Source organism: Micromonospora sp. DT62, assembly GCF_049847285.1.
GTDB classification, from domain to species: domain Bacteria; phylum Actinomycetota; class Actinomycetes; order Mycobacteriales; family Micromonosporaceae; genus Micromonospora; species Micromonospora reichwaldensis.
Map to the genome: position 1 here is coordinate 1 of NZ_JBNCOB010000037.1, position 26,178 is coordinate 26,178.

The 26,178-nt window shown below is 72.7% G+C and carries 19 protein-coding genes; 7 read left to right on the forward strand and 12 right to left on the reverse strand.

All coding sequences use genetic code 11. The features are described from left to right. Window positions 1–476 precede the first annotated feature (476 nt). The 4 genes from ACPXCB_RS29950 to ACPXCB_RS29965 all read right to left on the reverse strand — a co-directional run bounded on the left by ACPXCB_RS29950 (window position 477) and on the right by ACPXCB_RS29965 (window position 3,209). Window positions 477–1,577, reverse strand: a complete 1,101-nt coding sequence (locus tag ACPXCB_RS29950; RefSeq protein ID WP_425879323.1) for a calcium:proton antiporter — start codon at window positions 1,575–1,577, stop codon at window positions 477–479. 43 nt (window positions 1,578–1,620) lie between these two features. After that, on the reverse strand, window positions 1,621–2,364 hold the full coding sequence (locus ACPXCB_RS29955) for a glyoxalase (protein ID WP_425879324.1): 744 nt from the start codon (window positions 2,362–2,364) through the stop codon (window positions 1,621–1,623). Between the two features lie 141 nt (window positions 2,365–2,505). After that, window positions 2,506–2,835: a DMT family transporter gene (locus ACPXCB_RS29960; RefSeq protein ID WP_425879326.1), complete on the reverse strand. Its 330-nt coding sequence runs from the start codon at window positions 2,833–2,835 to the stop codon at window positions 2,506–2,508. Continuing rightward, window positions 2,832–3,209 (reverse strand): DMT family transporter, encoded by a 378-nt coding sequence (locus tag ACPXCB_RS29965; protein ID WP_425879328.1) that lies wholly within the window; start codon window positions 3,207–3,209, stop codon window positions 2,832–2,834. Before ACPXCB_RS29965 ends, ACPXCB_RS29960 begins: the two co-directional genes overlap by 4 nt. A gap of 270 nt (window positions 3,210–3,479) precedes the next feature. Between ACPXCB_RS29965 and ACPXCB_RS29970 the strand changes: the two genes are divergently transcribed. From ACPXCB_RS29970 to ACPXCB_RS29980, 3 genes are all read left to right on the forward strand, one after another. Continuing rightward, window positions 3,480–3,704 carry a hypothetical protein gene (locus ACPXCB_RS29970; RefSeq protein WP_425879330.1) on the forward strand — a complete coding sequence of 75 codons (225 nt, stop codon included), beginning with the start codon at window positions 3,480–3,482 and terminating at the stop codon, window positions 3,702–3,704. Between the two features lie 319 nt (window positions 3,705–4,023). After that, window positions 4,024–5,484: an SDR family NAD(P)-dependent oxidoreductase gene (locus ACPXCB_RS29975; protein WP_425879331.1), complete on the forward strand. Its 1,461-nt coding sequence runs from the start codon at window positions 4,024–4,026 to the stop codon at window positions 5,482–5,484. Between the two features lie 103 nt (window positions 5,485–5,587). Then, window positions 5,588–6,859 carry a glycoside hydrolase domain-containing protein gene (locus ACPXCB_RS29980; protein WP_425879333.1) on the forward strand — a complete coding sequence of 424 codons (1,272 nt, stop codon included), beginning with the start codon at window positions 5,588–5,590 and terminating at the stop codon, window positions 6,857–6,859. 16 nt (window positions 6,860–6,875) lie between these two features. Here the strand turns inward: ACPXCB_RS29980 and ACPXCB_RS29985 are convergent, their stop codons facing one another. After that, a complete protein-coding gene (locus tag ACPXCB_RS29985; protein WP_327028263.1) occupies window positions 6,876–7,172 on the reverse strand; it encodes a hypothetical protein in 297 nt (98 codons plus the stop codon). A 454-nt stretch (window positions 7,173–7,626) separates the two neighbouring features. On the opposite strand from ACPXCB_RS29985, the gene ACPXCB_RS29990 reads away from it, so the two are divergent. After that, window positions 7,627–8,679: a LacI family DNA-binding transcriptional regulator gene (locus tag ACPXCB_RS29990; protein WP_425879335.1), complete on the forward strand. Its 1,053-nt coding sequence runs from the start codon at window positions 7,627–7,629 to the stop codon at window positions 8,677–8,679. 24 nt (window positions 8,680–8,703) lie between these two features. On the opposite strand, the gene ACPXCB_RS29995 is transcribed toward ACPXCB_RS29990, so the two are convergent. From ACPXCB_RS29995 to ACPXCB_RS30025, 7 genes are all read right to left on the reverse strand, one after another. Beyond that, on the reverse strand, window positions 8,704–10,338 hold the full coding sequence (locus tag ACPXCB_RS29995) for a fucose isomerase (RefSeq protein WP_425879336.1): 1,635 nt from the start codon (window positions 10,336–10,338) through the stop codon (window positions 8,704–8,706). Further along, a complete protein-coding gene (locus tag ACPXCB_RS30000) occupies window positions 10,335–11,867 on the reverse strand; it encodes an FGGY-family carbohydrate kinase (protein ID WP_425879338.1) in 1,533 nt (510 codons plus the stop codon). Before ACPXCB_RS30000 ends, ACPXCB_RS29995 begins: the two co-directional genes overlap by 4 nt. Window positions 11,868–11,930: 63 nt before the next feature. After that, on the reverse strand, window positions 11,931–12,932 hold the full coding sequence (locus ACPXCB_RS30005) for a substrate-binding domain-containing protein (RefSeq protein WP_425879339.1): 1,002 nt from the start codon (window positions 12,930–12,932) through the stop codon (window positions 11,931–11,933). Between the two features lie 26 nt (window positions 12,933–12,958). After that, a complete protein-coding gene (locus tag ACPXCB_RS30010; protein ID WP_425879341.1) occupies window positions 12,959–14,041 on the reverse strand; it encodes an ABC transporter permease in 1,083 nt (360 codons plus the stop codon). Further along, window positions 14,038–15,594 carry a sugar ABC transporter ATP-binding protein gene (locus ACPXCB_RS30015; RefSeq protein ID WP_425879342.1) on the reverse strand — a complete coding sequence of 519 codons (1,557 nt, stop codon included), beginning with the start codon at window positions 15,592–15,594 and terminating at the stop codon, window positions 14,038–14,040. The genes ACPXCB_RS30010 and ACPXCB_RS30015 overlap by 4 nt, the downstream gene beginning before the upstream one ends. A 121-nt stretch (window positions 15,595–15,715) precedes the next feature. Continuing rightward, window positions 15,716–17,839, reverse strand: coding sequence for a family 43 glycosylhydrolase (locus tag ACPXCB_RS30020; protein ID WP_425879343.1), 2,124 nt, complete (start codon window positions 17,837–17,839; stop codon window positions 15,716–15,718). Beyond that, window positions 17,839–21,114 (reverse strand): DUF2961 domain-containing protein, encoded by a 3,276-nt coding sequence (locus ACPXCB_RS30025; protein WP_425879345.1) that lies wholly within the window; start codon window positions 21,112–21,114, stop codon window positions 17,839–17,841. The genes ACPXCB_RS30020 and ACPXCB_RS30025 overlap by 1 nt, the downstream gene beginning before the upstream one ends. A 295-nt stretch (window positions 21,115–21,409) precedes the next feature. On the opposite strand from ACPXCB_RS30025, the gene ACPXCB_RS30030 reads away from it, so the two are divergent. From ACPXCB_RS30030 to ACPXCB_RS30040, 3 genes are all read left to right on the forward strand, one after another. Further along, on the forward strand, window positions 21,410–22,861 hold the full coding sequence (locus ACPXCB_RS30030; protein ID WP_425879346.1) for an FG-GAP repeat domain-containing protein: 1,452 nt from the start codon (window positions 21,410–21,412) through the stop codon (window positions 22,859–22,861). Between the two features lie 20 nt (window positions 22,862–22,881). Further along, the gene (locus tag ACPXCB_RS30035; protein ID WP_425879348.1) at window positions 22,882–24,948 is read left to right on the forward strand and encodes an N-acetylmuramoyl-L-alanine amidase; all 2,067 of its coding nucleotides are present in this window, start codon (window positions 22,882–22,884) and stop codon (window positions 24,946–24,948) included. 68 nt (window positions 24,949–25,016) lie between these two features. Then, on the forward strand, window positions 25,017–26,009 hold the full coding sequence (locus tag ACPXCB_RS30040) for an alpha/beta hydrolase (protein WP_425879350.1): 993 nt from the start codon (window positions 25,017–25,019) through the stop codon (window positions 26,007–26,009). Window positions 26,010–26,178: the final 169 nt, after the last annotated feature.

The window sequence follows — 26,178 nt, forward strand, 5'->3', positions numbered from 1 at the left end:
CCCCGCCAGGGCTGCCGGCAGTTTTCGATTCAGGCGTGCATTCATTTGCCCGCTCCTTTCCTCCAGTTGTGGCTCGCAGTACGAGAAAGTCGTCCTGCGTGGCCGTATCTGCCATGAGTCTTGCCGGTGGTTGGTGATGCGGGAAAGGGTCTGCGCCGTTCGGAACAGTTCCGAACGCGTTACTCGTATGTCGACCGATTACGACCGTCGGGGCCGCGCCGACTCCGCTATGGAACGCGCCGCAGTTCGAAATCGTCCTCTGGGCCAAGCGTCGTCCACAGGGCGCGCACCTGGGCGAGCAGGCGGAACAGCCGACGGTCGGGCTCGCGGAGCATCCGGTAGGACAGGTCGAATGTGGCGCGTACCGCCGGTCGCTCCTCGAAGCTCGTGGCGAGCTGCCGTTGGTGGCGCGGCTGGCGATCAACACCAGACCTGCCGCGACGGTACGTGGGCCCGGCGCGTGGTCGCGGCGACGCTCAGGGGCTGGCGGCGAGGAAGACGAAGGCGGCAAGCAACACCAGGTGCACGCCGCCCTGGAGCACCGTGGCCCGCCCCGGCACCACGGTCAGCACGCCGGTGACGACGGTGAGGGCGAGCAGGGTCACCTGGGTGCCGCCGAGGCCGAGCAGCAGCGGGCCCTCCAACCAGATCGAGGCGATCGCTATCGCGGGGATGGTCAGCCCGATGCTGGCCATGGCCGAGCCCAGGGCCAGGTTCAGGCTGATCTGTACGCGGTCGCGGCGGGCGGCCCGGGCGGCGGCGATCGTCTCGGGCAACAGCACCAGCAGCGCGATGATCACGCCGACGAACGACGGGGGCAGGTTCGCCCCGGCGACGGCGGACTCGATCGCCGGGGACACCGACTTGGCGTCGCCCACCACGGCGACCAGTGCCACCAGCAGCAGGCCGAGGCTGAGCAGGGCGGCCCGGTCCGACGGCGGCTCGGCGTGTCCCGCCGCGTCGAGTGCCCGGCCCTGGCTGTTGACGGGCAGGAAGTAGTCGCGGTGGCGGCCGGCCTGCACCATGACGAACAGGCCGTAGAGGGCGAGCGAGACCACGGCGGCGAAGGCGAGCTGTGCCGGGGTGAACTGCGGGCCCGGCCGGCTGGTGGTGAAGGTCGGCACGACGAGGCTCAGGGCGGCGAGGGTGGTCACGGTCGCCAGCGCGCCGCCGGTGCCCTCGGAGTTGAAGACCGCCACCCGGCGGCGCAGCGCCCCGAGCAGCAGCGACAACCCGAGGATCCCGTTGCAGGTGATCATGACGGCGGCGAAGACGGTGTCGCGGGCGAGGGACTGCGTCTTCTCGCCGCCGCTGATCATGAGCGTGACGATCAGGGCGACCTCGATGACGGTGACGGCCACGGCGAGCACGAGCGAGCCGTACGGCTCCCCCACCTTGTGGGCCACCACCTCGGCGTGGTGCACGGCGGCCAGCACCGCCCCGGCCAGCAACACGGCCACCACGACCACGACGGGGCCGGACAGGTCACGCCCCCAGGTCAGGATCAGCACCAGGATCGCCAGCAGCGGCGTGACGACGGTCCAGTCGGCCAGACGAGCACGGGACAGGGCGGCCATGCCCCCACCTTCGCAGAGGCGGCGATCATCCGGCCCCGGTCCGTCAGTCCGGGTCCGGCAACCAGGGCCCGAGCACGGCGGGATCGGCGACCGCCTGGCGTACCCGCGCCCGCTCCGGTGCGGTCAACGGGAGGGTCGCGAGCCGGCCGCCCCAGTCGGGCACCAGCTCCGGCTTCCCCAGCGCGAGCGACAGCTCGATCAACCCGGCCAGCGCCAACGCCTGTTCGACGGCCGGCGCCGCCTCGCCGTGCCGGCGCAGCCCCGAGTTGAGCGCCCGGAAGGCGGCCAGGTCGTCGGTCTTGAACTCGCGCAGGATCCGCGCGTTGTCGAGGACCCGGGCCAGCCCCTGCAACCGCTTCGAGCCGCCGTACTCCAGCTCCGCCGGCTCGTCGCGTCGGATGAAGATGATGGTGTTCCCCGACGGATCGACGACGCTGAACCGCGACGCACCGGCACGGTAGCGGGTCATCCGGGGGCGTCCCTTGGCGAGCACCCTGCCGTAGGTGCGGCGCATCGCCTCGCTGAACGCCGCGTGGTAGGGCGCGACCTCGTCGACCATCACCAGGCAACCGCCGGTGTTCTCGGCCGACGGGTCCACGCCGCTCGGCGCGCCGCCGTAGTGCAGCTCGAACCCGCTCCACCGGAACGCCAGGTAGACGTACGGCTTCGTCTGCTCGTACGTGACCTCGAAATCGAGCGCGCGCCAGAACGCCAGGGTCTCCTCCGCCGACACGCAGTGCAGCAACGGCACGGTGGTCTCGTTCGGCTGGACGTGGTTCTCGGTCATCGTCGGCACCCACTCCCCGTCCGGGTCGACAGCCCGGCCATTGTGCCAACGTGCGTGGCGCCACGCACGCCCCCGGGCGGGGCGAGGACGGGCGTGACCGGCCTCGCCCGGCGGACGACGCCGAAGGGTCGGGGTGCGGGCTCAGTGCGCCGACGTGGCGCCGAGTTCGACGAGGAGCACACCGGCGGCGATGAGACCGATGCCGAGCATCATGACCTTGGTGAGCGGGTCGTTGAAGGCGAGCCGCGCGATGATCGCGGTCAGTGCGATGCCGGCCGCGGCCCAGACGCCGTAGGCGACGCCGACGGCCATGCCGGCGCGGAGGGCCAGGCTGAGGAAGACGAAGCACGTCACGTAGCCGCCGACGACGACGGGCGCCCAGGCCTTCCTGCGCAGCCCATCGGAGGCACGCAGTGCCATGGTGGCGGTGACCTCGAAGGCGATCGCGGCGGCCAGGAAGACCCAGCTCATCGTGCCCCCTCGGGCTCGTGGTGGACGTCGTGCGGCGCGGTGCGCCCCGGTTCCGCCCGGTGGGAGCCGAATTCGACGAGCAGGACCCCGGCGACGATGACGGCGAAGCCGAGTCCCATCACCCAGGTCAGGGCGTCGCCGAACAGCAGCGCGGCCAGCAGCGCGGTGAGGATGACCCCGCTGGCGGCCCAGACGCCGTACGCGACGCCGATCGGCATGCCCTCCCGCAGGACCAGCGAGATGAGGGCGAAGGAGAGGGTGTAGCCGACGACGACCAGCGCGATCCACGCGGGGTGGTCGTTGGCCGCGCGCAACGCGAGGGTCCCGCTCACTTCCAGGCCGATGGCTCCGGCGAGGTACAGCCACTGCTTCACGGGTCGTCGCCTTCCACGGTCAGTTCTTCGATGAGCACGGTCACGGCGGGACACCGCAGCGGCCGAGGGCCGACCGCCCGGGCCCCGTCACCGCCCGGCACGGCGGTGCGGCGCGGACCAGCCCGGACAGCGAGGGCGACAGCATGACCCGACCGTGTCGATTGCGGCGAATCGCCCCTCGCCACCGCCGCGGTGTCCCCACGATGTGAACAAGGTCGGACTCAAGAACTGAGAGGGGTCGTGCGCATGAGGCGTCGACGCAGCAGGAGGGTGCCGCTGCTACAGGCGGCAGCGATGTCCCTGGCGGCGATGGTGGCGACGGCAGCCGTCGTACGGGCCCGCCGCCGCCGCGCCGCGAACGAGGCGGCGGTCGCTGGTGTTTCGGGCCTCGGCGACAGCGCGTTCGCCGATGCGGGCACCGGCGGGGCACCGGTCCCCGGCGGCGCGGCTGCCCAGGACAAGCGGACGGCGGCACCGGCAGCCGCGACGCGGTGAGGACGGGGAGCGCCGCCCCACGCCCGGGCCGGCACGGCGCCGGCCCGGCGTGACCAGGCGGCGCCCGCCCGCCGGCATCGCCGACGAGCGCCCGTCCCGTCGGCGCGGGTGAGGGCGGAGGCGTTCGCCGTACGGCCGTCGTCGTGCACCCGCGGGCAGGCGCGGTCCGGGGCGCGCGGATCGTCCGCCCGAGCGCGGGCCACGGGCCGGTCGACGGGCGCGGGATGCGCCGGCAGCCGGGCGGTGACGTACAGTTCCGGGTCGGACTTGGCGTGGGCCGGGAAGACACGGCGCGGAAACGGGACGAGACAGCGACGGCATGACGGCGGACAACATCACCGAAACCGGCCCCAACGGCATCGACCGGAGCCAGCTGGAGACCTGTCTCAGCGTCTTCGAGGCGTTGGAGGACCTGCCTCCCGATCACCCCGACGTGGTACGCGTGCAGCGGGCCACCGCGCGGCTCTACAAGGTGATCAAGCAGCGCCGGCGCGAGGAGCGGCGGGACGCGATCGCGGCGGCCGACCGCGCGGTGACGGCGGCCACCGCCACCGGCGCGCCGGGCCGGATCGACGACGAGACCCAGGGGATCCCGCTCGCCTCCCCCACCGAGGGCACGACGGCGGGCTTCCTGCACAACCCGCGCGGCTGCTACGTCTGCAAGCAGCGCTACCGCGAGGTGGACGCCTTCTACCACCAGCTCTGCCCGCCCTGCGCCGCGCTGAACCGGGAGCGCCGCGACACCCGTACCGACCTGACCGGCCGGCGTGCGCTGCTCACCGGCGGCCGGGCGAAGATCGGCATGTACATCGCGTTGCGGCTGCTGCGCGACGGCGCGCACACCACGGTGACCACGCGGTTCCCGCACGACGCGGTGCGCCGGTTCGCCGCGATGCCCGACAGCGGGGAGTGGCTGCACCGCCTGCGGATCGTCGGAATCGACCTGCGTGACCCCGCCCAGGTGATCGCGCTCGCCGACTCGGTGAGCGACCAGGGGCCTCTCGACATCCTGATCAACAACGCGGCGCAGACCGTGCGGCGCAGCCCCGGGGCGTACGCGCAGCTCGTCGCCGCGGAGGCGGCGGCCCTGCCGGAGGGCCCCCTGCCGGAGATCGTCACCTTCGCCAAGCCGGCCGGGCGGGGCGAGACGGCGGGCGGCCTGACCGCCTCGCCGCAGTCGACCCCGCTCACCCCGCACGCGCTCACCGCCCTCGCGCTGACCAGCGGCTCCGCCTCGCCGGAACGGATCGCGGCGGCCACCGCCATCGACGCCGGCGGCCTGGTGCCGGACCTCGACCCGGTCAACAGCTGGGTGCAGCGGGTGCAGGAGGTCGACCCGGTCGAGCTGCTGGAAGTGCAACTGTGCAACGTGACGGCGCCGTTCGTACTGGTCAGTCGGCTGCGGCCGGCGATGGCCGCGGCGAAGGCCCGCCGCAAGTACGTGGTGAACGTGTCGGCGATGGAGGGCCAGTTCGGCCGCGGCTACAAGGGGCCGGGGCACCCGCACACCAACATGGCCAAGGCGGCGCTGAACATGCTGACGCGCACCAGCGCCCAGGAGATGCTGACCGACGGCATCCTGATGACCAGCGTGGACACCGGCTGGATCACCGACGAGCGGCCCCACCCGACGAAGATGCGGCTGGCGGATGCCGGCTTCCACGCCCCGCTGGACCTGGTCGACGGCGCGGCCCGGGTGTACGACCCGATCGTCCGCGGCGAGCAGGGCGAGGACCTGTACGGCTGCTTCCTCAAGGACTACGCGCCCTGCGACTGGTAACCGACGCGTCACCAATCTGACACTATTGCCAACCTTCGATGGGTGTGTAAAAGTTCTTCACTGACTTCAACCTCGTGCAAGGAAACCTTCGAGGGAGACCGGGATGAGAAGGACCACCACCTGGCTGCTGGGCGTCGCCACCGCGGCGGGGCTCACCATCACGCTCGGCTCGGCGGCCGTGGCCGAGTCGGCGCCGGCCCAGAAGCCACAGCCGCAGTCCGTGGCGGTGTCCGCCGTCGGTCCGCAGCCCGGCACCTTCGTCGGTAAGGGCTTCGACACCTGCACGGCCCCGTCGCAGTCGGCGATGAACGCGTGGCGCGCCAGCTCGCCGTACCGCGCGGTGGGCATCTACATCAGCGGCGCGAGCCGGACCTGCGCGCAGCCCAACCTGACGGCGACCTGGGTCACCAACCAGGTCGCCAACGGCTGGCGGCTCATCCCCATCGAACTCGGCTACCAGGCGCCCTGCGGCACCCGCGCGCCGAAGATGTCCGCCGACCCCGCCACCGCGCGCTCGCAGGGCCGCACCGCCGCCGACAGCGCCACCAGCGCCGCGCAGGCGCTGGGCATCGGCGCCGGCAGCACCATCTACAACGACATCGAGCACTACCCGACGACCGCGTCGTGCCGCGCCGCGGTGCTGTCGTTCCTGTCCGGGTGGGTCGAGCGGTTGCACACCAAGGGCTACCTGGCCGGCATGTACTCCAGCGGATCCTCGGGCATCAGGGACGTCTGCCTGGAGTACAACAACGCGAGCTACACCAGGCTGGACCAGATCTGGATCGCCTGGTGGAACGGCGTGGCCGACACCGACGCCGGGAGCTACTGTTCCGACGCCTACTACGCGAACCACCAGCGGTTGCACCAGTACGCCGGGGACGTGACGGAGACCTGGGGCGGCGTGACGATGAAGATCGACCGCAACTACCTGGACGTGAGCACGTCCCAGCAGCCGCCCCCGCAGCAGTGGACCACCACGATCGACAACACCACGTCCGGCCGGTTCACGGCGGGCGCCAACTGGAGCACGTCGTCGTACTCCGGGCAGCGCTTCGGCACCGACTACCGGTTCGCGAACCCGACCTCGGCCAGCGACGTCGCCTGGTACCGAGCGAACGTCCCCGAGACGGGGAGCTACGAGATCTCGGTCTGGTACCCCGCCGACCCCGGATACAACGCCCAGACGCCGTACGTCGTCGCCACCGCCTCGGGCAACCGGTCGGTGTCGGTCGACCAGCGCGTCAACGGTGGACGGTGGGTGTCGATCGGCGTCTTCACGCTCGCGGCCGGCGACGGCAACAAGGTCGGGGTGAGCCGCTGGACCAGCGGCAGCGGCTACGTGGTCGCCGACGCGGTACGCATCACCCGCGCCTGACCCGACGGCTCCCGGGTCAGCGCCGTCGATCCGGGTAGTTCTCGCCCAGTTCGATCTCGGCCCGTACGGCGAACTCGCGCAGCCTGGTGATCGCCTCGGCGGGCCCGCCGGTGGCCTGCACCATCGCCGACTGGGCCAGGATGATCAGCGCCTCGACCGCCTCCTGCGGCCGGGGGTTGACCAGGGCGGCGACCTGGCCCATGTCGTCGTCGAAGTAGGCGAGCAGGATCCGGCTCGCCAGCCCAATGGTCCGGGCGGTGTCCCCCGCGAGGTCGTCCGCGCCGCCCGGCGTCACGTCCCGCGCCCCGCCCACGGCGCCCTCCGGTGGTCGGTCACGCCCGGCCGGTCACCGGGGGCCCGAGGGTCTCGCCCTCGACCAGTGCGGGGCAGCAGCCGCTGCCTGTCGCTGTCGCGGCCGTACAGGATGTCGTCGCGCACCTCGACAGCCTGCCAGCCCATCTCCCTGCGGGCGATGTGGCAGCCCGTGAAGTCGAAGGTCCGGTCCCCGGGTGGCCTTTCGCCCCCGGCGACCGGACCGGCCGGCGGTGCGCGCGCCGCCGGCCGCTGTGGCGCAGCGCCGTACGCGGCAGGCGGACGACACCTTCCCGGCGCGCGGCCACGACGCCCAAGAAATCGATTCCCTGCCAGATAGGATCTCAGGGCCGACCACTCTCGGGCGGCGGGCCGCAACGGAGGGTGCTGCTCGTGCGGCCGCATCCGGGGGTCCGGTGCGGACTGGGCGCGAGACACCGACAGGGGACGACCGCATGACGACCATCTACGACGTGGCCCGGGTGGCCGAGGTCTCGGCGTCGACGGTGTCCCGGGTGCTCAACGGGCACTCGTCGGTGGATCCGGACCTGGCCGCGCGGGTACGCCAGGTGGTGCTCGACCTGGACTACCGGCCCAACGCGGTGGCCCGCAGCCTGCGCCGGCAACGCACCAGTCTCTGGGCCGTGATCATCTCCGACATCGGCAACCCGTTCTTCACCGCGCTGGTGCGCGGCATCGAGGACGTGGCGCAGGAGGCGGGCTTCTCCGTGGTCCTGTGCAACGGCGACGAGGATCCCGAGAAAGAGACCCGCTACGTGACGGCGGCCCTGGCCGAGCGGATGGCCGGCGTGATCATCTCGCCGTCGGGACGACCGGCCCTGATCAACCGGCTCACCGAGGCCGGAATGCCGGTCGTGGCCATCGACCGGCAGCCGCACGGGGTGGCCGTGGACACCGTGCTCGTGGACAACGTCCACGGCGCCGAGACGGCCACCGCCCACCTGATCGACAGCGGCTACCGCCGGATCGCCTGCGTCACGGGACCGCGGCGGATCTCCACCGCCGTCCAGCGGCTACGCGGATACCAGCAGGCCCTGCGCGCCGCCGGCCGGAGCGTGTCGGAGGACCTGGTTCGGTACGCCGACTTCCGGGAGGACGGCGGCTACCGGGCCATGGCCTCCCTGCTGAACGCGGCCGAGCCGCCGGACGCGGTCTTCGTCACCAACAACCTGATGACGGTGGGCGCGGTGGAGTGCCTGGTCGACCGGGGCGTCGCCGTGCCCACGCGGTGCGGCGTGGTCGGGTTCGACGACATTCCCTGGGCCCACCTGGTGCGGCCCTCGCTGAGCACCGTCGCGCAGCCCACGTACGACCTGGGGCGGGCCGCGGCGTCGCTGCTCACCGAGCGGATCGCCAACCCCGCGAAGGCGTCCTCGACCGTCATCCTGCGGACGACCCTGCGGGTCCGCGAGAGTTCGGTCCGGTCCCTGCCCCCGCCGGACGGACAGCCCGCGGCCGGCGCGGCTGGGCCCGCCCGGGCCCGGTGAGCCGGCGGCGGGGACACCGCCGGGTCACAGCGCCACGTCGCCGCACAGGTGCACCCGCACCCCCATCGCGTCGAGCATCGCGGCCTTGACCCGCAGGGCACGGTCGGCGGCGTCGGCGTCGTCGGCGTAGACCACGTTGACGTGGTTGGCCTTGTGCCGGGCCATCAACTGGTCGCGGCCCACGCCGTGCAGCACGGCGTGCATGATCGGCCACTGCGGGGTGGTGGCCCGCAGCCGGCGCTGCGTCTCGGCGGCCGGCAGCTCCACCACGGTGCCCCGGCCCAGGTCGGCGTGCAGCACCCCGTCCATGATGAAGATCCGCGACCAGACGATCTCGCCCGGCCGGGAGACGCCGCTGAGGGTGCCGCCGCCCAGCGGGAAGTACATCGGCGGCTGCCGCATGCTGTACGACCGGTCGTAGCCGCCGTTGTGCGAGGCGGGCACCGAGCCGGAGATCTCGAACACCCAGACGAAGTCCGTCCCGTACGACTCGCCCCAGCGGATGTCGTGCAGGGTCGTGGCCGGGTCCATCCCCATCGCGGTCCAGATCCGGTTGGTGATCAGCGAGTCCACCGCGACGCCCTCGTCGACCTCGTTGAAGTGCGGCAGGGCCCGCCCCGCGTAGAGCTCGCGCGTGCCGTCCCGGCTGGTGACCGGCGGCCGGGACACGTCGTTGAGCAGCCCCTCGGCCAGGTCGCTCGCCGGCACCGTGTCCTTGAGCCCCTGCTGGTACTGGATGCCGACCGCGTCCAGGCCGAAGTCGTCGGCGATGCGCAGCGCGGCGACGTACATCTTGAACTGGCTGAGCAGTTGGGCGTCGGTCAGTTCGGTGGCCTCGTCCGTGCCGGTGTGGAAGGTCATGCCGGCCGCGTCGAGCCAGGCCCGCACGGCGTGCGCCTCCTCGTCGCTCACCCGCGACATCTCCGCCACCAGCGCGCTCTGCGACAGCCGCTCCTTGTAGACGCCGAGCGGGTTGAGCAGCTCGTCGTCGATGATCGCGTTGTACATGCCCATGCAGCCCTCGTCGAAGACGCCGACGACGGCCGGCCGGCGTTGCAACTGGCGGGCCAGCGCCACGCCGAGCGCGACCTCGGGATCGGGCGGCAACGGCGGCAGGTCCCGCACGTGGCTCTCGTCGTGGAGCACCTCGCCGGTCTCCAACCAGGCCTTCAGCCCGTCGCGCGCCCACTCGTCGGTGAAGTCCTCGCTCCACAGCGCCGAGTACCGCACGCCCGCCTTGGTGAGGCTGCCGGCGAGGTTCAGCAGGCCGACCAGGCCGGGGAACTCCCCGCTCCAGTTCGCCACGAGCAGGATCGGGCCGCGGTGGGCGCGCAGCCCGGCCAGCACGTGGTGGCTGTACTGCCATACCGCCTCCACGACGACGAGCGGGGCGTCGACCGGGATCCCCTGGAAGATCTCGATGCCGGCGCGCTGGCTGTCGATGAAGCCGTGGCCCGCGCCGGCGTCCACCGGATGGGCCCGCCGGGTCTGCCAGCCCAGGGCGGCCACCGCGTCGGCGAGGTCCGCCTCCAGGCGTTGCTGGGTCGGCCACCCGGTGACGTTCGCGGCCGGCCGCAGGTCGCCGCTGGCGACCGTGTAGACCGTCCGGGGGGCGGCGGCCGGCGGATCGACCAGCACCGGCATGGTGTAGTTGTTCACGGGTTGACTTCCTCCACTGGCTCGTCGGTACCTGGCTGGGGCGGGGTCGCGAGGCGCGTCTGCCGGGCGGCCAACGCGTGGGCGACGGATTTCGAGCCGGCGTAGAGCTGCCGGTACAGCCCGTACAGCTCCGCGTAGTCGGCGGCCAGCGCCGGGCGCGGCTCGCGGACCTCCCGGATCGGGTTCCACCGGTGGATGTCGACCCGCTGCACCGCGCCGGCGGCGAGGAACGCGGCGCCGTAGCTCGCGCCGATGGTGACCGACGGGATGTGCTGTGACCGGCCGGTGACGTCCGAGACGATCTGCGTCCAGAGGTCGCCCCGGGTGCCGCCGCCCACCGCCACGACGCGGCGGATGTCGCCGCCGGCCGCCTCGATCGTCTCGATGTTGTGGCGTACGGCCAGCCCGGTCGCCTCCAGCGCCGCGCGGTAGATGTCGCCGCGCCCGTGGGAGAGGGTCAGGCCGGCGATGACGCCCCGGGCGTCGGGATCGAGGATGGGGGTCCGCTCGCCGGCGAAGAACGGCAGCATGAGCAGCCCCTGAGCGCCCGGCCCGGACCGCTCGGCCAGGCGCAGCAGCTCGGGGTAGTCGGGGGCGTCGAACAGCTCCCGCAGCCACCCGGTGATCGCCCCGGAGGTCGCCATGCCGCCGGCCAGGTTGCGGGTGCCCGGCAGCGCGCCGACCGTGCCCCACAGCGACGGGCTGGTCAGCGGGTGCGGCACCGTGTGCACGAGGAACATCGTGGTGCCGTACATGAGCATCAGGTCGCCGACGCCCTGGGCGCCCACGCTGACCGCCTCCGACCAGGCGTCGATCGTCCCGGTCACGACCGGGGTGCCCGGCGGCAGCCCGGTCGTCGCGGCGGCCCCGGCGGTGACCGCCCCCGCCACGTCGCCGGGCCACCGCAGCTCGGGCAGCTCCAGCCCCGGGGCGATCTCGTCGGCCCAGGGGCGGTACCAGGTCTGCGCCGCGCTGTCGTACAGGGGCGTGCACTGGCTGGCCGAGTGCTGGTCGAGCAGGTACCGACCGGTCAGCTGCCAGAGCAGCCAGGAGCTCGGCATGAACAGCCGCCGGGCCCGGGCGAACAGCTCCGGCTCGGCGTCGGCGACCCAGGCGACCTTCGCCCCCGCCGCCTGGGTCGACAGCGTCGAGCCGCACCGGCGCAGGATCTCGTCCGCGCCGAAGCGCTCGGTCAGCCGGGCGATCTGCGGCGTGGACCGGGTGTCGACGCCGTAGAGGACGGCCGGCCGCAGGGGCGTGCCGGCGGCGTCGGTGAGCAGCACGCACGGCCCCATCCCGCTGACCCCGACCGACACCACGTGGGCGTCGCCGGGGGCGAGCAGCTCACGGGTGAGGGCGACGAACTCCTCCCACCAGATGCGGCCGTCCATCTCCACCCAGCCGGGTCGCGGCCGGTCCACCCGGTGCTCCCGGACGCGGGAACGCAGCACGCGCCCGGACAGGTCGACGAGGACGCCCTTGCTGCTGGACGTGCCGATGTCGACCCCGAGCACCGCGGCCACCGTCATGCCAGGTCTCCCCCGCTCTTCCAGGTCCGGGGCGTGGCCCGCCGGGCCGCGCCGGCTCGGCGGTCAGGCGACGCCACCGAGCTTCGCGTACGTCTCGGCGGCGTTCTCCTTCGTGACGCGCATCGTGTCGAGGGTGGTGGTACGCGGGATGTCCTCGGCGCAGTCGACCAGGATCCGACGGGCCAGGTCGACGGCCTCCCGCCCGCCCGTGGCGTACTGGAAGGTGGCCGCGAGCCGGCCCTGCTCGACGGCCTTGATCCCGCCCGACGGCACCGGCAGCGCGTCGATGCCGGTGAACTTCACAGTCGTGTGCAGCCCGGCCGCCTTCGCGGCCAGGTACGCGCCCTCGGCCATCGGGTCGTTGTGGGCGTACACGGCGGCGGCGTCCGGGTGGGCCTTGAGCAGCGCGTCGGCCACCGACTGGCCCTTCTCCCGCAGCCAGTCCCCCGGCTGGGAGGCGACGACCTCGATCTTCGGGTTGGCCGCGATGCCCTCCCGGAAACCCTGGGCGCGTTCGGCCGCCGGCGTGGAGCCGGGCAGCCCGGCGATCTCGATGACCTTGCCGCCGGCCGGCAGCAGCGTGGTGGCGTAGAACTCGCCGGCCGCCCTGCCGATGGCGACGTTGTCCCCGCCGATGAAGGCCGTGTACGCCTCGCCCTCCACCTTGCGGTCGAGCACGATCACCGGGACCCCCCGGTCGTACGCCTTGCGCACCACCGCGGTCAGCGGCTTGGCCTCGTTCGGCGAGATGACCAGCAGGTCGATCTTCTGGGTGAGGAAGTTCTCCACGTCGGCGACCTGCTTGCTGTTGTCCTGCGCCGCGTCGGCGACCACCACGGTGAACCCGGGGACGGACTTCGCCGCCGTCTGCACGTCGTTGTTCATGACCTGCCGGTAGGGCTCGGCGTTGTTGGCCTGCGACATGCCGATGAGGAAGTCCTTGCCGGCGCCGCACTTCGCGGCCGTGGCGTCGCCGCCGTCGGACGGCTTCTCCACGCTGCACGCGGTGGAGGTGACGAGCGCGCCGGTGCACAGCAGCGCGAGCAGGACGGTACGGGTGCGCATGATGACGCTCCTTGTTCGGTGGCGGTTCAGACGATGCTGCGGCGAAGCTTCTGCAGCCCGGCGGCGGCCACGATCACCAGACCCTTGATCAGTAGCTGCACGTTGGCGTCGATGTTGTTGAGCGCGAGGATGTTGTTGAGGATGCCGAGCAGCAGCGCCCCGGCGAGCGTGCCGCCCATCGACCCGGTGCCCCCGGCGAGGCTGGTGCCGCCGATGACCACGGCGGCGATGGCGTCGAGTTCGTAGCCGGCGCCGTCGTTGGGGCTGCCCTGGTTGAGCTGTCCCGCGTGGATGATGCCGGCCACCGCGGCGAGCAGGCCCGCGATCGCGAAGACCGCGACCTTGACCCGCAGCACGGGCACCCCCGAGAGGCGGGCCGCCTTCTCGTTGCCGCCGATGGCGTAGACGTGGCGGGCGAACGCGGTCTTGCGCAGCACGACGATCGCGGCCACCCCGATGCCGATGAACAGCACCGCCGGGACGGGCACCACCCCGTTGATCGTGCCGTTGAGGATCTCGAACGCGGGGGGCGCCTCCTGCGGGCCGTCGCCGTAGGCGATCGGGATGCCGAGCCCGCCCGACCAGATCCGGGCGAGGCCGCGCGCGACCTGGAGTCCCGCGAGGGTGACGATGAACGACTGGATGCCGAGCCGGGCCGTCGCGTAGCCCTGCAACGCGCCGAAGAGGGCGCCGATCAGCAGTACGACGGTGACGGCGGGCAGGATGCCGAGCCCGGAGTCGACCATCAGCGTCGCGGTGCCGACGGCGGAGAGGCCGAGGATGGCGCCGACGGAGAGGTCGATGCCGCCGAGCAGGACGACGAACGTCATGCCGATGGCGATGATCCCGATCTCGGACACCGCGCGGACGATGTTGCCGAGGTTCTCCGTGGACAGGAAGAGGATCTCACCGTCGCGGCGGGGCGAGACGGCGATGGCCAGCACGAACACCAGCAGCAGCGCGAAGAGGCTCTGCACGGCGAAGAGCCGCTCGACGAGGTCGCCCCGGCCGCCGGTCCGGCGCCACCGGCCGGCGCCGGCCGCCGGGTCGCCGCCAGCCGGTGCCAGCGGCGCGCCGGGCCCCTGGTCCGGTGCGCGCAGGTGGGTCATCGGTCGTCCCCTCCGGCGGCCGTGCCGCCCATGGCCGCGGTCAGGATGTCCTCGCCGGTGCACCCGTCGGCCGCGAGTTCCGCGACGGCCCGGCCGCGCCGCAGGACCACGATCCGGTCGCAGACGCCGGTCAGCTCGGGCAGCTCCGACGAGGCGAGCAGGATGCCCATCCCGTCGTCGGCGAGGCGGCGCAGCAGCCGGTAGATCTCCGCCTTGGCGCCGACGTCGACCCCCCGGGTCGGCTCGTCGAGCAGCAGCAGGCGGGGGCGGGTGAGCAGGTGCCGGGCGAAGACGATCTTCTGCTGGTTGCCGCCGGAGAGCGAGCCGACCGGCGCGCCGGCCGACGACGTCTTGATCGCCAGGGCGGCGACCTGCTGGCGCACCGCGTCCCGCTCGCGTCCGGCGCGGACGACCCCGGCGGTGCTGAGCCGGCGCAGGGCGGCCAGGACGATGCTGCGGCCGACGGGGTGCTCGAGCACCAGGGCGGAGCGGCGGCGGTCCTCCGGCACGAAGCCGACGCCGGCGCGCAGGGCGGCGCGGGGGCCGCGCGGGGCGTACGGGCGGCCGGCCAGCCGGACCAGGCCGCTGCGGCGACCGGGCGGGCCCGCGCCGTACAGGGTCTCCAGCAGTTCGGTGCGGCCCGCCCCCATCAGGCCGGCCAGGCCGACGATCTCCCCGGCGCGCACGGTCAGGCTGACGCCGGCGGGTTCACAGCGCCCGGGCCGGGTGCCCCGGGGCCGTACGGCGAGGTCGTCGACCTCCAGCACCGGGGGCCCCGCGGGGCGGGCGGGCCCGGCGGATCCCGCGCTGAACAGCGCCTCGGCGGGGCGGCCGACCATCAGCGTGATGATCCGCTGCCGGTCGGCGCGGTCCGGGCGCAGCGTGCCGGCCACCTCGCCGTTGCGCAGGACGGTGGCCCGGTCGGCGATGTCCTCGATCTCCTCGAGGCGGTGGGAGATGTAGACGACAGCCACGCCGCGCTCGCGCAGCGCGCGGATGGTGGACATCAGCCGCCGCACCTCGGCGTCGGCGAGCGCGGCGGTCGGCTCGTCCATGACGAGGACGCGGGCGTCGAGGGAGAGCGCCTTGGCGATCTCGACGAGCTGCTGCTCGCCGACGCGCAGCGAACCGACGGGCCGGCGCGGATCGATCTGGGCGCCGAGCGGGCCCAGCCAGTCCCGGGCGGCGCGGGTCATCGCCCGCCGGTCGAGCGTCCGCAGCCGGGTGCGCGGTTCCCGGCCGAGCACCAGGTTCTCGGCCACGGAGAGCGCCGGCACCAGGTCGAGTTCCTGGTGGATCGTGGCGATGCCGGCGGCCTGGGCGGCGGCCGGGCCGGCGAAGCGTGCGGGCTGGCCGCCGACCGAGATCTTTCCGTCGTAGTCGGTGACGACGCCGGAGAGAATGTTGATCAGGGTCGACTTCCCGGCCCCGTTCTCCCCCAGCAGGGCGTGGACCTCGCCTGCGCGCAGGACGAGGTCCACGCCGCGCAGGGCGTGGACGCCGCCGAAGCGCTTGGTGATGCCGGACATGGCGACGATCACCTGGTCGCTCACGCTGGCCTCCGGAGAGATCGGAAATCGATTTCTGGCAACATAGACGGGCGTCGAAGTGCTGTCAACGCCCCCAGTGCGGGCCGGGCCGCCACCCCGCCGCCCGACCCGCACCGGCGGCCCCTCAGGGCACCGCGTTGACCGCCGCGTGCACGGTCTCGGCGAACGCGGTGTCCCGCCCCACCCCGCTGGCGGCGAACCGCCACGTCCCGCCCGGGTACGACCCCGGCGGCCACGCGGTGCCCCCGTTGCGCCACAGCGGCTGCCAGGCCGCCATCGCGTGGCCGGCGTCGTACCAGGTGTTGTCGCCGCGCCACGCCGAGGCCCAGCGGTGGGCGGCCACGAGGGACAGATCCGCGCCGGAGGTCATCGACCACGTCGGCATCCCCGGCACGTCCCCCGTCGGCCGGGCCGCCACGGCGGGATCCCCGACCGCCGGCAGGGCACCGTCGACGTTGAACGCCACCTCCCACACCGGCGCCGTCGTCTGGCCGGTCACCGACCAGGTGACGTCGCTCTGCAGTGCCGGCCCGGTCCAGCGGGGCGCCACGGTCAGCAGCCAGTCGGCGGTGACCGGCTCGTCGCCCATCCGCATGCCGACCAGGTTGATCCGGGAGCCGTCGGCGGAGACGTCCACCCTTGCCGGCGGGCCCGCCCGGTCCGTCACGTCGAAGCGGCCGACCGAGAGGTAGGGACCGGTGCCCCGGTGCGACGAGTCCAACGCCGGCCGGTACGCCCCCGCGCCGGCCGGGTCGACCGCCAGGGACGCGATCCGGGTGTGCGGCCAGGTGCGCACGTCGGCGCGCAGGAAGCCGGTGCTCACCTGGTAGCCGCGGGCGACCACCTGGCTGGACCAGGTCAGTGGGGCGAGCCACAGGCCGCCCTGGCCCCAGCCGGCGTGGCTCAGGTACCAGTTGTTTCCGTCGACCACGACCTCGGCGGCGTGCGCGTCGAGCACGGTCACCTTCTCCGCCCCCTCGAAGCGCAGGGGGTCGCGGCTGCGGTAGACGGCGGTGCGTCGGTACGCCGCGCCGTAGTCGGTGCCGTCGCAGCAGACGAAGAGGTACCACCAGTCCCCCCGGCGCACCACGAACGGCGACTCCGTCTGACCGGCGGCCCGGCCGGTGTGCGGCGACGCGTACGCGACGCCCCGGCCGCTCCACGTCCGCAGGTCGGTGCTGGTGCGGTACGCGACGACGTGGTTGCCGCCCTGCGGGTTCGAGGTCGCCGTGTAGTACATGACCCAGCGGTCGCCGACCCGGGTCACCATCGGGTCGCGCGCCTCCCAGCCGTCGGTGAACAGCGGGTTGGCGGGGCTGCGGGTCCAGGTGGACAGGTCGGTCGAGGTGGCCAGGTGCATCCGGTAGTTCGCGTAGTCGGGGCTGCCGGCCGCGTAGAACATGTAGTAGGTGCCCTGGTCGTGGACGACGTGGGGCGCCCAGATCCACTGTTCGCCCCTCGACGGGTCGGCCGTCAGCGCCGGTCGTTGCTTCGTCCACGGCCCGGTGGGCGTGGGCGCCGTGGCGTGGCCGAAGCTCTTCTCGTCCTGGGGCGCGCCGGGCTCGGCGTGGGTGATGGCGAAGGCGTGCCACAGCCCGGTCCGCTGGTCGCGCACGATCGTGTGGTCGTTGTAGTACCACGCCGTCGGCTCCCCCACGCCCGGGTCGAAGACCCGGGTCAGCGGCCCGCGCGCCGGCGTCTCGGCCACCGTCTCGTACGCCGTCGTGGTGACCGTCGCCAGCGGGCCGACGCGGCGCAGGGTGAGCGTGTCCAGACCCGCGAAGAACCCCGTCGAGGAGGCGGAGCGGCCGGTCACCGTCACCGTCAGCCGGTGACTGCCCGCGGCGAGCGAGGCCGACCCCAGCGGTACGGCCTCGACGCGCCGCACGGTCGGGGCGTAGCCGTCGAAGAGCTGACCGACGGCCACCCCGTCGACGGCGAAGCGCAGGGTGCCGTAGTCGGCGGCGCGGGTGAGCACGGCGCCGATGTCGTACTGCCCGGCCGGCACCGGCGGCAGCGACACGGTGACCGAGTCCCCCGCCCGGGCGGCCCGCAGCCAGAGCTGGCGGCCCGCCGACCAGGCGACCCCGCAGCAGTTGGCCTGCGCCTCGACCGGGGCGGTCGACGAGGTCACCGTCAGCGACTCCGCCTCGACCCGGACGACGTCCTCGGCGGCGGCCGGCGCGGCCGGGACGGCCAGCAGGGCGGCGCCGAGCAGGAGCACCGCGAGCACCCGGGGCGCGCGCATCACGACACGCTCGGGCGGGGCAGGTCGGTGCCGGGCGCGAACTGGTCGTGCCACCTGACACCCGGACCGAAGCCGCCGCCGGTCGACAGCGCCACGTACGTGTCCGCTCTGGTTCCCCGCGTGTACGTCACGAGGTCCGCCCTTCCGTCGCCGTTGAAGTCGCCGATGCCGGGTAGCTCGTCGCCCACCGCGAACCAGTCGTGCCACCTGCCGGCCTGCGCGACGAAGCGCGTGCCGTCGGAGAGCGCCACGAACACGTCGCCGGTGGTGCCCCGGGTGAACGTCACCACGTCGTCGCGCCCGTCGCCGTCGACGTCGCCCAGCGCCGGCAGCTGGTCGCCGAGCGCCAGCGAGTCGTGCCACTTCCAGCCGTCCTCGACGAACCGCGTGCCGTCGGAGCGGGAGACGAACACGTCGCCGGTGGCGCCCCGGGTGAACGTCACGATGTCGTCGCGCCCGTCGCCGTCGACGTCGCCCACCGCCGGCAACTCGTCGCCGAGCGCGAAGTGGTCGTGCCACTTGACGCCGGGGCCGAAGCCGCTGCCGGTCGACAGCGCCACGTACACGTCGGCGGCGGCGCCCCGGGTGAAGGTGATGATGTCGGTGCGCCCGTCGCCGTTGACGTCGCCGACGGCGGGAATCTCCGTACCCGTGGCGAAGAAGTCGTGCCACTTGGCCCCGGCGGCGTACGTCGTGCCGGTGGAGAGCCCCACGTAGACGTCGGCGCTGTCGCCCCGGGTGAAGGTGATGACGTCGGCGCGCCCGTCGCCGTCGACGTCGCCGGTGAACGGGATCTCCTCGCCGACGGCGAAGAAGTCGTTCCACCTCCGGCCGTCCGGCACGAACCGGGTGCCGTCCGACACCGAGGTGGTCACGTCGGCGGTGGCGCCCCGGGTGAACGCGACGGCGTCGTCGCGGCGGTCACCGTTGGCGTCGCTGGTGTTGCGGGTGCGGGTGGTGGCCGACACCTCGGCCGAGGGCGCGGAGGCGTTGCCGGCGCCGTCGAACGCGACGACCCGGTAGTGGCGGGTCTGTCCGGCCGGCAGCGGGCCGTGCCGGAAGGTGGTCGTCCGGGTCGTGCCGACCAGGTTGGCGGGGGTGGTCGCGACGCCGGGGTTGCGCGAGGCGTAGACCCGGTAGCCGGCGACGCCCACGTCGTCCGGCGACGCCGACCAGGACAGGCCGAGGGCGTGCACCCGACCGCCGGCCAGGCCGAGCCCGGTGACCGCGCCCGGCGCGGTGGCGTCGAGGAACGGGGGAACCATGCTGTCGGCCTCGTAGCGGGCCGCCGTCCAGGCCGGTGCGCCGGCCGCCGGGGTGAGGGTGAGGGTGACCGCCGAGCGTCCGGCGGTCAGCGCGGCCGGGAGGACGAACTCGTCGGCCAGCCAGCGCTGCCGGTCGTTGCCCAGCGGCTGCCGCCACACGCCGGCCGGGCGGCCGTCGACCGACACGGCGACCTGCTGGTACGCGCCGGCCTGGTCGCCGTGCCGGCGCAGCCGTACGCCCTGGTTGGCGGGGTCCACGGCGAGCCGGAAGCTGGCGGCGCCGCCGGTGGCGCGCACCTGGCCGGCGACGGGAGCGTTGTCGTCGTCGCCCTCGTACGCGGCGGTCAGCGGGTACTGGGTCCCGGAGTCGGTGTAGGCGTGCCCGGCGCGGCTGGCCGCGTCGCCGGTGACCAGCGTGTCGGTGCGGCGCAGGGCGACGGTCGGCTGGGTGTAGAGGAAGGCGGTCGAGGCGTAGTTCGCCGGCATGTCGTTGGCGGGGCCGTGCTCGATGCCGAAGCGCAGCGCCGTGGCGTAGGGCACCGCGTCGCCGATCATCAGCCGGTACATGGCGTCGCACTCGTCGGCACAGCCGCCGGAGCGGAGCAGGTGGGCGGTGTTGCCGGTGAAGACGCCGCTGTACTCGCCGCGGTTGAAGTACCAACCGGACTCGTAGAAGTCCTCGGTGCCGGTGCCGTAGATCCGCGGCGTGGGCGAGCCGTCGACGTGGACGCGCTCGTCGCCCTCCAGGTAGTTGCGGGTGTTGCCGCCGGTGATGTGGCCGCGGGCGGTCTGGGACACGCCGACGAACCGTCCCCGGCCGGCCTGGTCGGCGACGATCCAGTCGCCGCCCCCGACCGTCTCCGCGCGACGGGACTGGGTGGTGAAGTAGCCGGCGGCGCCGTCGGGGGCGAGGGCGCCAGTCCAGGCGGTGCCCGGCGCGGTGGTCACCTCCGCCTGGACGCCGGCGACGGGGGCGCCGGTGGTGTTGGCGACCGAGATCGTCGCGGTGGAGCGGAAGGGCATCGGCCACCAGGCGCTGTACCAGCCGCCGGGTGCGGAGTCCATGGCGAACATCAGCGAGCGTACGGAGCGCTCGCCGAGTCCGGCGCCGAAGAACTCGCCCACCGGGCTGTCGACGGTGGCGCGCCCGTCGAAGGCGATCCGCAGCCGCAGGCCCGACAGCGTCGGCGCGGTGGCGGCGGCGTCGGGCAGCCGCAGCCGCAGCGCCGTGACCGCGGCGGGGCCGGTGAGCGTGGCGAGTGTCGACTGCCCACCCGCCGGGACGTCGACCCGGGCGGTCCTGATGCTCGCGCCCGGCTGGCTCGGCTTCGGGTCGCGCTGGCCGGCGGCGCGCAGCTTCTCGACCACGTCGGCGGCGGGGTCGGTGGGGTCGAACGTGGGCACCCCGACCGCGTCGGCGAACGTGCGGTAGGTGACGTGGTGGAAGAGCGGATTGAACTGGGTGGTGATCCGCATGGACTCGCGGTAGGGCATGGGGACCTTGACGGTGACCCCGCCGGAGGTCTGGTCGGCGTTGGTGACCAGCGGCCACACGAACGGGGGGCCGAGGCCACCGTCGACGAGGCGCTGGAGGCTGGTGTCCACCACCGTGACGCCGTCGAGCTCGACGCGGATCCAGCCGGTGGCGCTGACGTTGCCCTCGTCGCGGGTGAACCAGATCGACTGCACCTCGCCGGCTCCGCGGTCCTCGGCGATGACGCAGCCGCCGGCCTGGCGCAGGCACGAGTAGGTGCCGACGAAACCGTCGTCGTTGGAGCCGTCCCGGGCGAAGCTGGAGAACTGCCGGGTGCGGCTGCCGGCCGCCAGCTCGGGCAGCCGGTCGAGGCGGCGGTAGACGTCCCAGCCGACCGGGCCCTTGTCGTCGACGACGGCGAGCGCTCCGACACCGCGCGGGGCCGGGGCGGGCTCGGCGGCGTGCGCCGCCGCCGGGGGGATCATGGTCGCCAGCGCCGCGGCCAGAGCCAGCCAGCGGCGGAGGTGGGGCTTCATGGATGTCCCTCCAGGATGACCGTCGGAGCCGCGAGAAATCGATTGCTCGGGAGTTAACCGGGGGGCATCGCGAGATGTCAATACTTTACCGCCACCGCTCAGTTGCCGAAGGAAGATTCCAGGACGCATTGACAGCCGTCGGGGTCCTGGCGATACTCCTCGGCAATCGATTTCCCACCGACGGGGAGGTGTCGACGCGGCGACGCACCCGTCAGCCCGGGCGGCCCTCCTGGCGGCAGCGCGCCTCCGTGGCGGGACCGCTCGCCGCACCGCTGACACCCCTCAGAGGAGCATCGTGAGACGTACTCCCCTCGCCCTGCTGGTCGGCCTCTGCACCGCGCTGGCGTCGGTCGTGGCGACCGCGCCGGCGCAGGCCGACGCCCCGATCGGCACGCTGGCCTGTACCTCCATCCCCGCCAACCACGACCCCGCGATCAGCGTGATCGTCTACCGGGTCGCCCGCGCCCACAACGTCAACGACAAGGTCATGCTCTCCGCGTTCGAGGCCGGCTGGGTCGAGTCGCACATGAACAACCTGCCGTGCGGCGACAAGTCCTCGCTCGGGGTGTTCCAGCAGCGGTGGGACTACGGCTGGGGCACGCCGGAGCAGATCATGGACCCGGTCTACGCCACCACGCAGTACGTCACCCGGGCGATCGTCTGCGACCGCAACAACCCCCGCTACACCGCCGGCCAGGTCGCCCAGTGCGTGCAGCGCTCCGGCTTCCCCGACCGCTACGACCAGGTGGCGACGAAGGCGCGGACCCTGCTCGACGAGGCGGCACGGACCCACGCCATCGCCGGCGGGTCCGCCACCGACGTCAGCGGCGACGGACGCGACGACATCGTCAGCTTCACCCAGAACGCCCTCGCCGACGTCTACGTCAGCACCTCCACGGGCGCGGGCTTCGCCGGGACCTCGGTGAAGTGGAACGACTTCTTCTCCATCGGCGGCGAGACCGCCTCGACCGGCGACGTCGACGGCGACGGCCGTGACGACGTCGTCACCTTCGCGCACGGCAACACCGGCGACGTGTACGTGGCGCTGTCGAACGGCACCAGCTTCGGCGGCGGCCAGAAGTGGCACGAGTGGTTCGCCCCCGGCGCGGAGATCGGCGCGGTCGGCGACGTCAACGGCGACGGCCGCGCCGACATCGTCGCCTTCACCCACAACGCGGCCGGTGACGTGTACGTGGCGCTGTCCACCGGGTCCTCGTTCGCCGGCACCGCCGTGAAGTGGCACGAGTACTTCTCGATCGCCGGCGAGTACCCGGCCCTGGGCGACGTCAACGGCGACGGACGCGACGACATCATCACGTTCACCCAGGGCCCCGCCACCGCCTCCGACGTCATCGTCGCCCTCTCCACCGGCAGCGCCTTCGGCGCGCCCCAGAAGTGGCACGACCTGTTCGCCGTCGGCACCGAACTCCCCCGCGTCGGCGACATCAACGGTGACGGACGCGACGACATCGTCACCTTCACCTGCAACACCAACGCCGACGTCTACGCCGCCACCTCCACCGGCACGTCGTTCGCCGGCACCACCGTCAAGTGGCACGACTTCTTCTGCCTCGCCGGCGAGTTCCCCTACCTCGCCGACGTCAACGGCGACGGCAAGGACGACATCGTCGTGTTCACCAAGGGCACCACCAACGACGTCCACGTCGCACTCTCGACCGGCACCACCTTCGGCGCCAGCGCCAAGTGGCACGACTTCTTCGGCCTGAACGGCGAGACCACCCTGTGACCCGCGGACGGGAGACCACCATGAGACCCGACAGACTCTCCTGGCGCGGGGGTGCCGCCGTCGTCCTCGCGGCGGCGCTGCTGAGCCCCGTCGCGCCGGCCGCCGCGGCGCCGGCCAGATCCGCCGGTCCGCTCGACACGGCCTTCACGCGGGCGGCCGGCGAGTTCGACGTACCCAGGGACCTGCTGGTCGCCGTCGGCTACGGCGAGACCCGGCTCGACGGGCACGAGGGGCAGCCCAGCCAGGCCAACGGCTACGGCGTCATGCACCTGGTCAGCAACCCCCGCCAGCGCACGCTGGAACGGGCGGCCGCACTGACCGGGCAACCGGTGGCCGCCCTGAAGTCGGTGACCTCGGCCAACATCAGGGGCGGCGCGGCCCTCCTGCGGGACATCGCCGACGCCGAGCGGCTCACGGCCGCCGACCGGGACCGGATCTCCGCCTGGTACCCGGTGGTCGCGCGGTACGCGCACGCCGCCGACGACGCGACGGCCCGCCTGTACGCCGACCACGTCTACGACCTCCTGCGGGTCGGCATCACCGCGCCCTCCGTGCGGGTCACGCCCCAGCGGATGCAACCGGAACTCGGCCGGTACGCCCGCGTCGCCCCCGCCGGGGCGGCGGCACCGGGTGCTCTCGCCGCGGCAGTGCCGGAGTACGCGCCGGCCCGGTGGATCTCGGCGTACGGCGGCAACTACGCGGCGGGTCGCTCCTCGCGGATCACCACGGTCGTGGTGCACGTGACCCAGGGCTCGTACGCCGGCACGGTCAGCTGGTTCCAGAACCCGTCGGCGGGAGTGAGCGCCCACTACGTGGTGAAGTCGAGCAACGGCGAGATCACCCAGATGGTGCGCGAGGGCGACACCGCCTACCACGCGCGGTCGGCCAACCCGTACTCGGTGGGCATCGAGCACGAGGGCTTCGTCGACAACCCGAGCTGGTTCACCGAGTCCATGTACCGCTCGTCGGCCGCGCTGACCCGCTATCTCTGCGACAAGTACGGCCTGCCGAAGAACCGTACCGCGATCAAGGGGCACCACGAGCTGCCGGGCAACGACCACACCGACCCGGGCCCGCACTGGAACTGGAACCACTACATCTCCCTGGTCAACGCGGGCGGCGGGTCCGGTGGTCGGTATCTGGCGGGTTCGCCCACGGACTTCACCGGCGACGGACGCGACGACATCGTCGCCTTCACCCAGGGCAGCCTCAACGACGTCTACGTCTCCACCTCCACCGGAACCTCCTTCGCCGGCACCTCCAGCAAATGGAACGACTTCTTCGGCCTCAACGGCGAAACCCTGCTCACCGGAGACTTCAACGGCGACAACCGCGACGACATCGTCGCCTTCACCCACGGCACCCTCGCCGACGTCCACGTCTCACTCTCCACCGGCACCACCTTCAACCCCAGCACCAAATGGCACGACTGGTTCGCCCCCCACACCGAAGTCGCCGCAGTCGGCGACGTCAACGGCGACGGCAAAGACGACATCATCACCTTCACCCACGACACCAACGCCGACGTCTACGTCGCCCTCTCCACCGGAACATCGTTCACCGGCACCGCCGTGAAATGGCACGAATACTTCTCCATCGCCGGCGAGTACCCGGCCCTGGGCGACGTCAACGGCGACGGACGCGACGACATCATCACCTTCACCCAAGGCCCCGCCACCGCCTCCGACGTCATCGTCGCCCTCTCCACCGGCAGCGCCTTCGGCGCACCCCAGAAATGGCACGACCTCTTCGCCGTCGGCACCGAACAACCCCGCGTCGGCGACATCAACGGCGACGGCAAAGACGACATCGTCACCTTCACCTGCGACACCAACGCCGACGTCTACGCCGCCACCTCCACCGGCACCACCTTCGCCGGCACCACCATCAAATGGCACGACCACTTCTGCCTCAACGGCGAATTCCCCTACCTCGCCGACGTCAACGGCGACAACAAAGACGACATCATCGTCTTCACCAAAGGCACCACCAACGACGTCTACGTAGGACTCTCCACCGGCACCACCTTCAACCCCGCCACCAAATGGCACGACTACTTCGGCCTCAACGGCGAAACCACCCTCTGAGACGTCCCACATAGACGGAATACGCTCCGTGCCGCCATCCGGCGCGGTCCACCCCGATGGAGGAATTCATGGAAAACATCCCTGCTGGCCGCAAGTCCGTCAGCCGCCGCCGGCTGCTCGCCGGCGCCGCGGGCGTCGCCGCCGCGGGCGCGTTCGGCGGTGCCCTCGCCGCCCCGGGGCTGGCCTCCGCCGCCGGCGACGGCCACGGTCTGCGCATCGTCGGGCACGAGAACTACGGCCGGCTCCAGTACTACCGGTTCGCCACCGACGCCATCGAGTGGGACCCGGCGGTCAACGTCCTGCTCCCCGACGGCTACCACACCAGCGGCAAGCGCTACCCGGTGCTGTACCTGCTGCACGGCGGCGGATCCGACTTCCGCGAGTTCCACATGCACCACAACATCATCAACCTGACCGCCGGCAGGGAACTCATCGTCGTCATGCCGGACGCCTCCACCGGGTGGTACTCGAACCCGGTCAGCAGCTTCGCCGGGCCCCGCAACTGGGAGACGTTCCACATGGCGCAGCTGCTGCCGTGGATCGACTCGAACTTCCGCACCTTCGCCGAGTACAACGGCCGCGCCGTGGCCGGCTTCTCGATGGGCGGGTTCGGTGCTCTCAAGTACACCGCCAAGTACTACGGGCACTTCTGCTCGGTCAGCTCCCATTCCGGCCCGGCCAGCCTGCGCCGGGACTTCGGGCTCGTCGTGCACTGGGCCAACGCCTCCTCGGCCGTCAAGGACCTGGGTGGCGGCACCGTCTACGGCGCGCCGCTGTGGGACGAGGCGCGGGTCAGCGCCGACAACCCGATCCAACGCATCGAGAGCTACCGCCACAAGCGCATCTTCCTGGTCGCCGGCACCTCGCCGGACCCGGTCAACTGGTTCGACACGGTGAACGAGAATCAGGTACTCGCCGGCCAGCGCGAGTTCCGGGCGGCCCTCGGCCGCGCCGGTATTCCCCACGAGTGGCGCGAGGAGCCCGGCGGTCACTTCTTCCGGCAGCACATCTTCGCCCAGGACCTCAACGGGATGCTCGCACGTCTTCGCCGCGCGGGCTGACTCCCGGCTGACGACGCGCCGCCCACACACCGTCGGCGGCGCGTCGTCAGCTCTAGCAACGCCCACCTCCGTCGGGGTCTCTTCCGGCTCCGACGGCTGGTCTCCTTCCGCGCGCGACGAGCCCGAGCGGGGCCTGCTGGTGCGCGCCCCACCCGTCCGACTCTTCCCT

Bases quoted from the DNA above. Each gene is read 5' to 3' on its own strand.
- ACPXCB_RS30005 (WP_425879339.1), bottom strand. From the start codon at position 12,932: ATGCGCACCCGTACCGTCCTGCTCGCGCTGCTGTGCACCGGCGCGCTC.
- ACPXCB_RS30010 (WP_425879341.1), bottom strand. From the start codon at position 14,041: ATGACCCACCTGCGCGCACCGGACCAGGGGCCCGGCGCGCCGCTGGCA.
- ACPXCB_RS29950 (WP_425879323.1), bottom strand. From the start codon at position 1,577: ATGGCCGCCCTGTCCCGTGCTCGTCTGGCCGACTGGACCGTCGTCACG.
- ACPXCB_RS30040 (WP_425879350.1), top strand. From the start codon at position 25,017: ATGGAAAACATCCCTGCTGGCCGCAAGTCCGTCAGCCGCCGCCGGCTG.
- ACPXCB_RS29990 (WP_425879335.1), top strand. From the start codon at position 7,627: ATGACGACCATCTACGACGTGGCCCGGGTGGCCGAGGTCTCGGCGTCG.
- ACPXCB_RS30035 (WP_425879348.1), top strand. From the start codon at position 22,882: ATGAGACCCGACAGACTCTCCTGGCGCGGGGGTGCCGCCGTCGTCCTC.
- ACPXCB_RS29975 (WP_425879331.1), top strand. From the start codon at position 4,024: ATGACGGCGGACAACATCACCGAAACCGGCCCCAACGGCATCGACCGG.
- ACPXCB_RS29960 (WP_425879326.1), bottom strand. From the start codon at position 2,835: ATGAGCTGGGTCTTCCTGGCCGCCGCGATCGCCTTCGAGGTCACCGCC.
- ACPXCB_RS29980 (WP_425879333.1), top strand. From the start codon at position 5,588: ATGAGAAGGACCACCACCTGGCTGCTGGGCGTCGCCACCGCGGCGGGG.
- ACPXCB_RS30025 (WP_425879345.1), bottom strand. From the start codon at position 21,114: ATGAAGCCCCACCTCCGCCGCTGGCTGGCTCTGGCCGCGGCGCTGGCG.
- ACPXCB_RS29955 (WP_425879324.1), bottom strand. From the start codon at position 2,364: ATGACCGAGAACCACGTCCAGCCGAACGAGACCACCGTGCCGTTGCTG.
- ACPXCB_RS30020 (WP_425879343.1), bottom strand. From the start codon at position 17,839: ATGCGCGCGCCCCGGGTGCTCGCGGTGCTCCTGCTCGGCGCCGCCCTG.
- ACPXCB_RS30000 (WP_425879338.1), bottom strand. From the start codon at position 11,867: ATGACGGTGGCCGCGGTGCTCGGGGTCGACATCGGCACGTCCAGCAGC.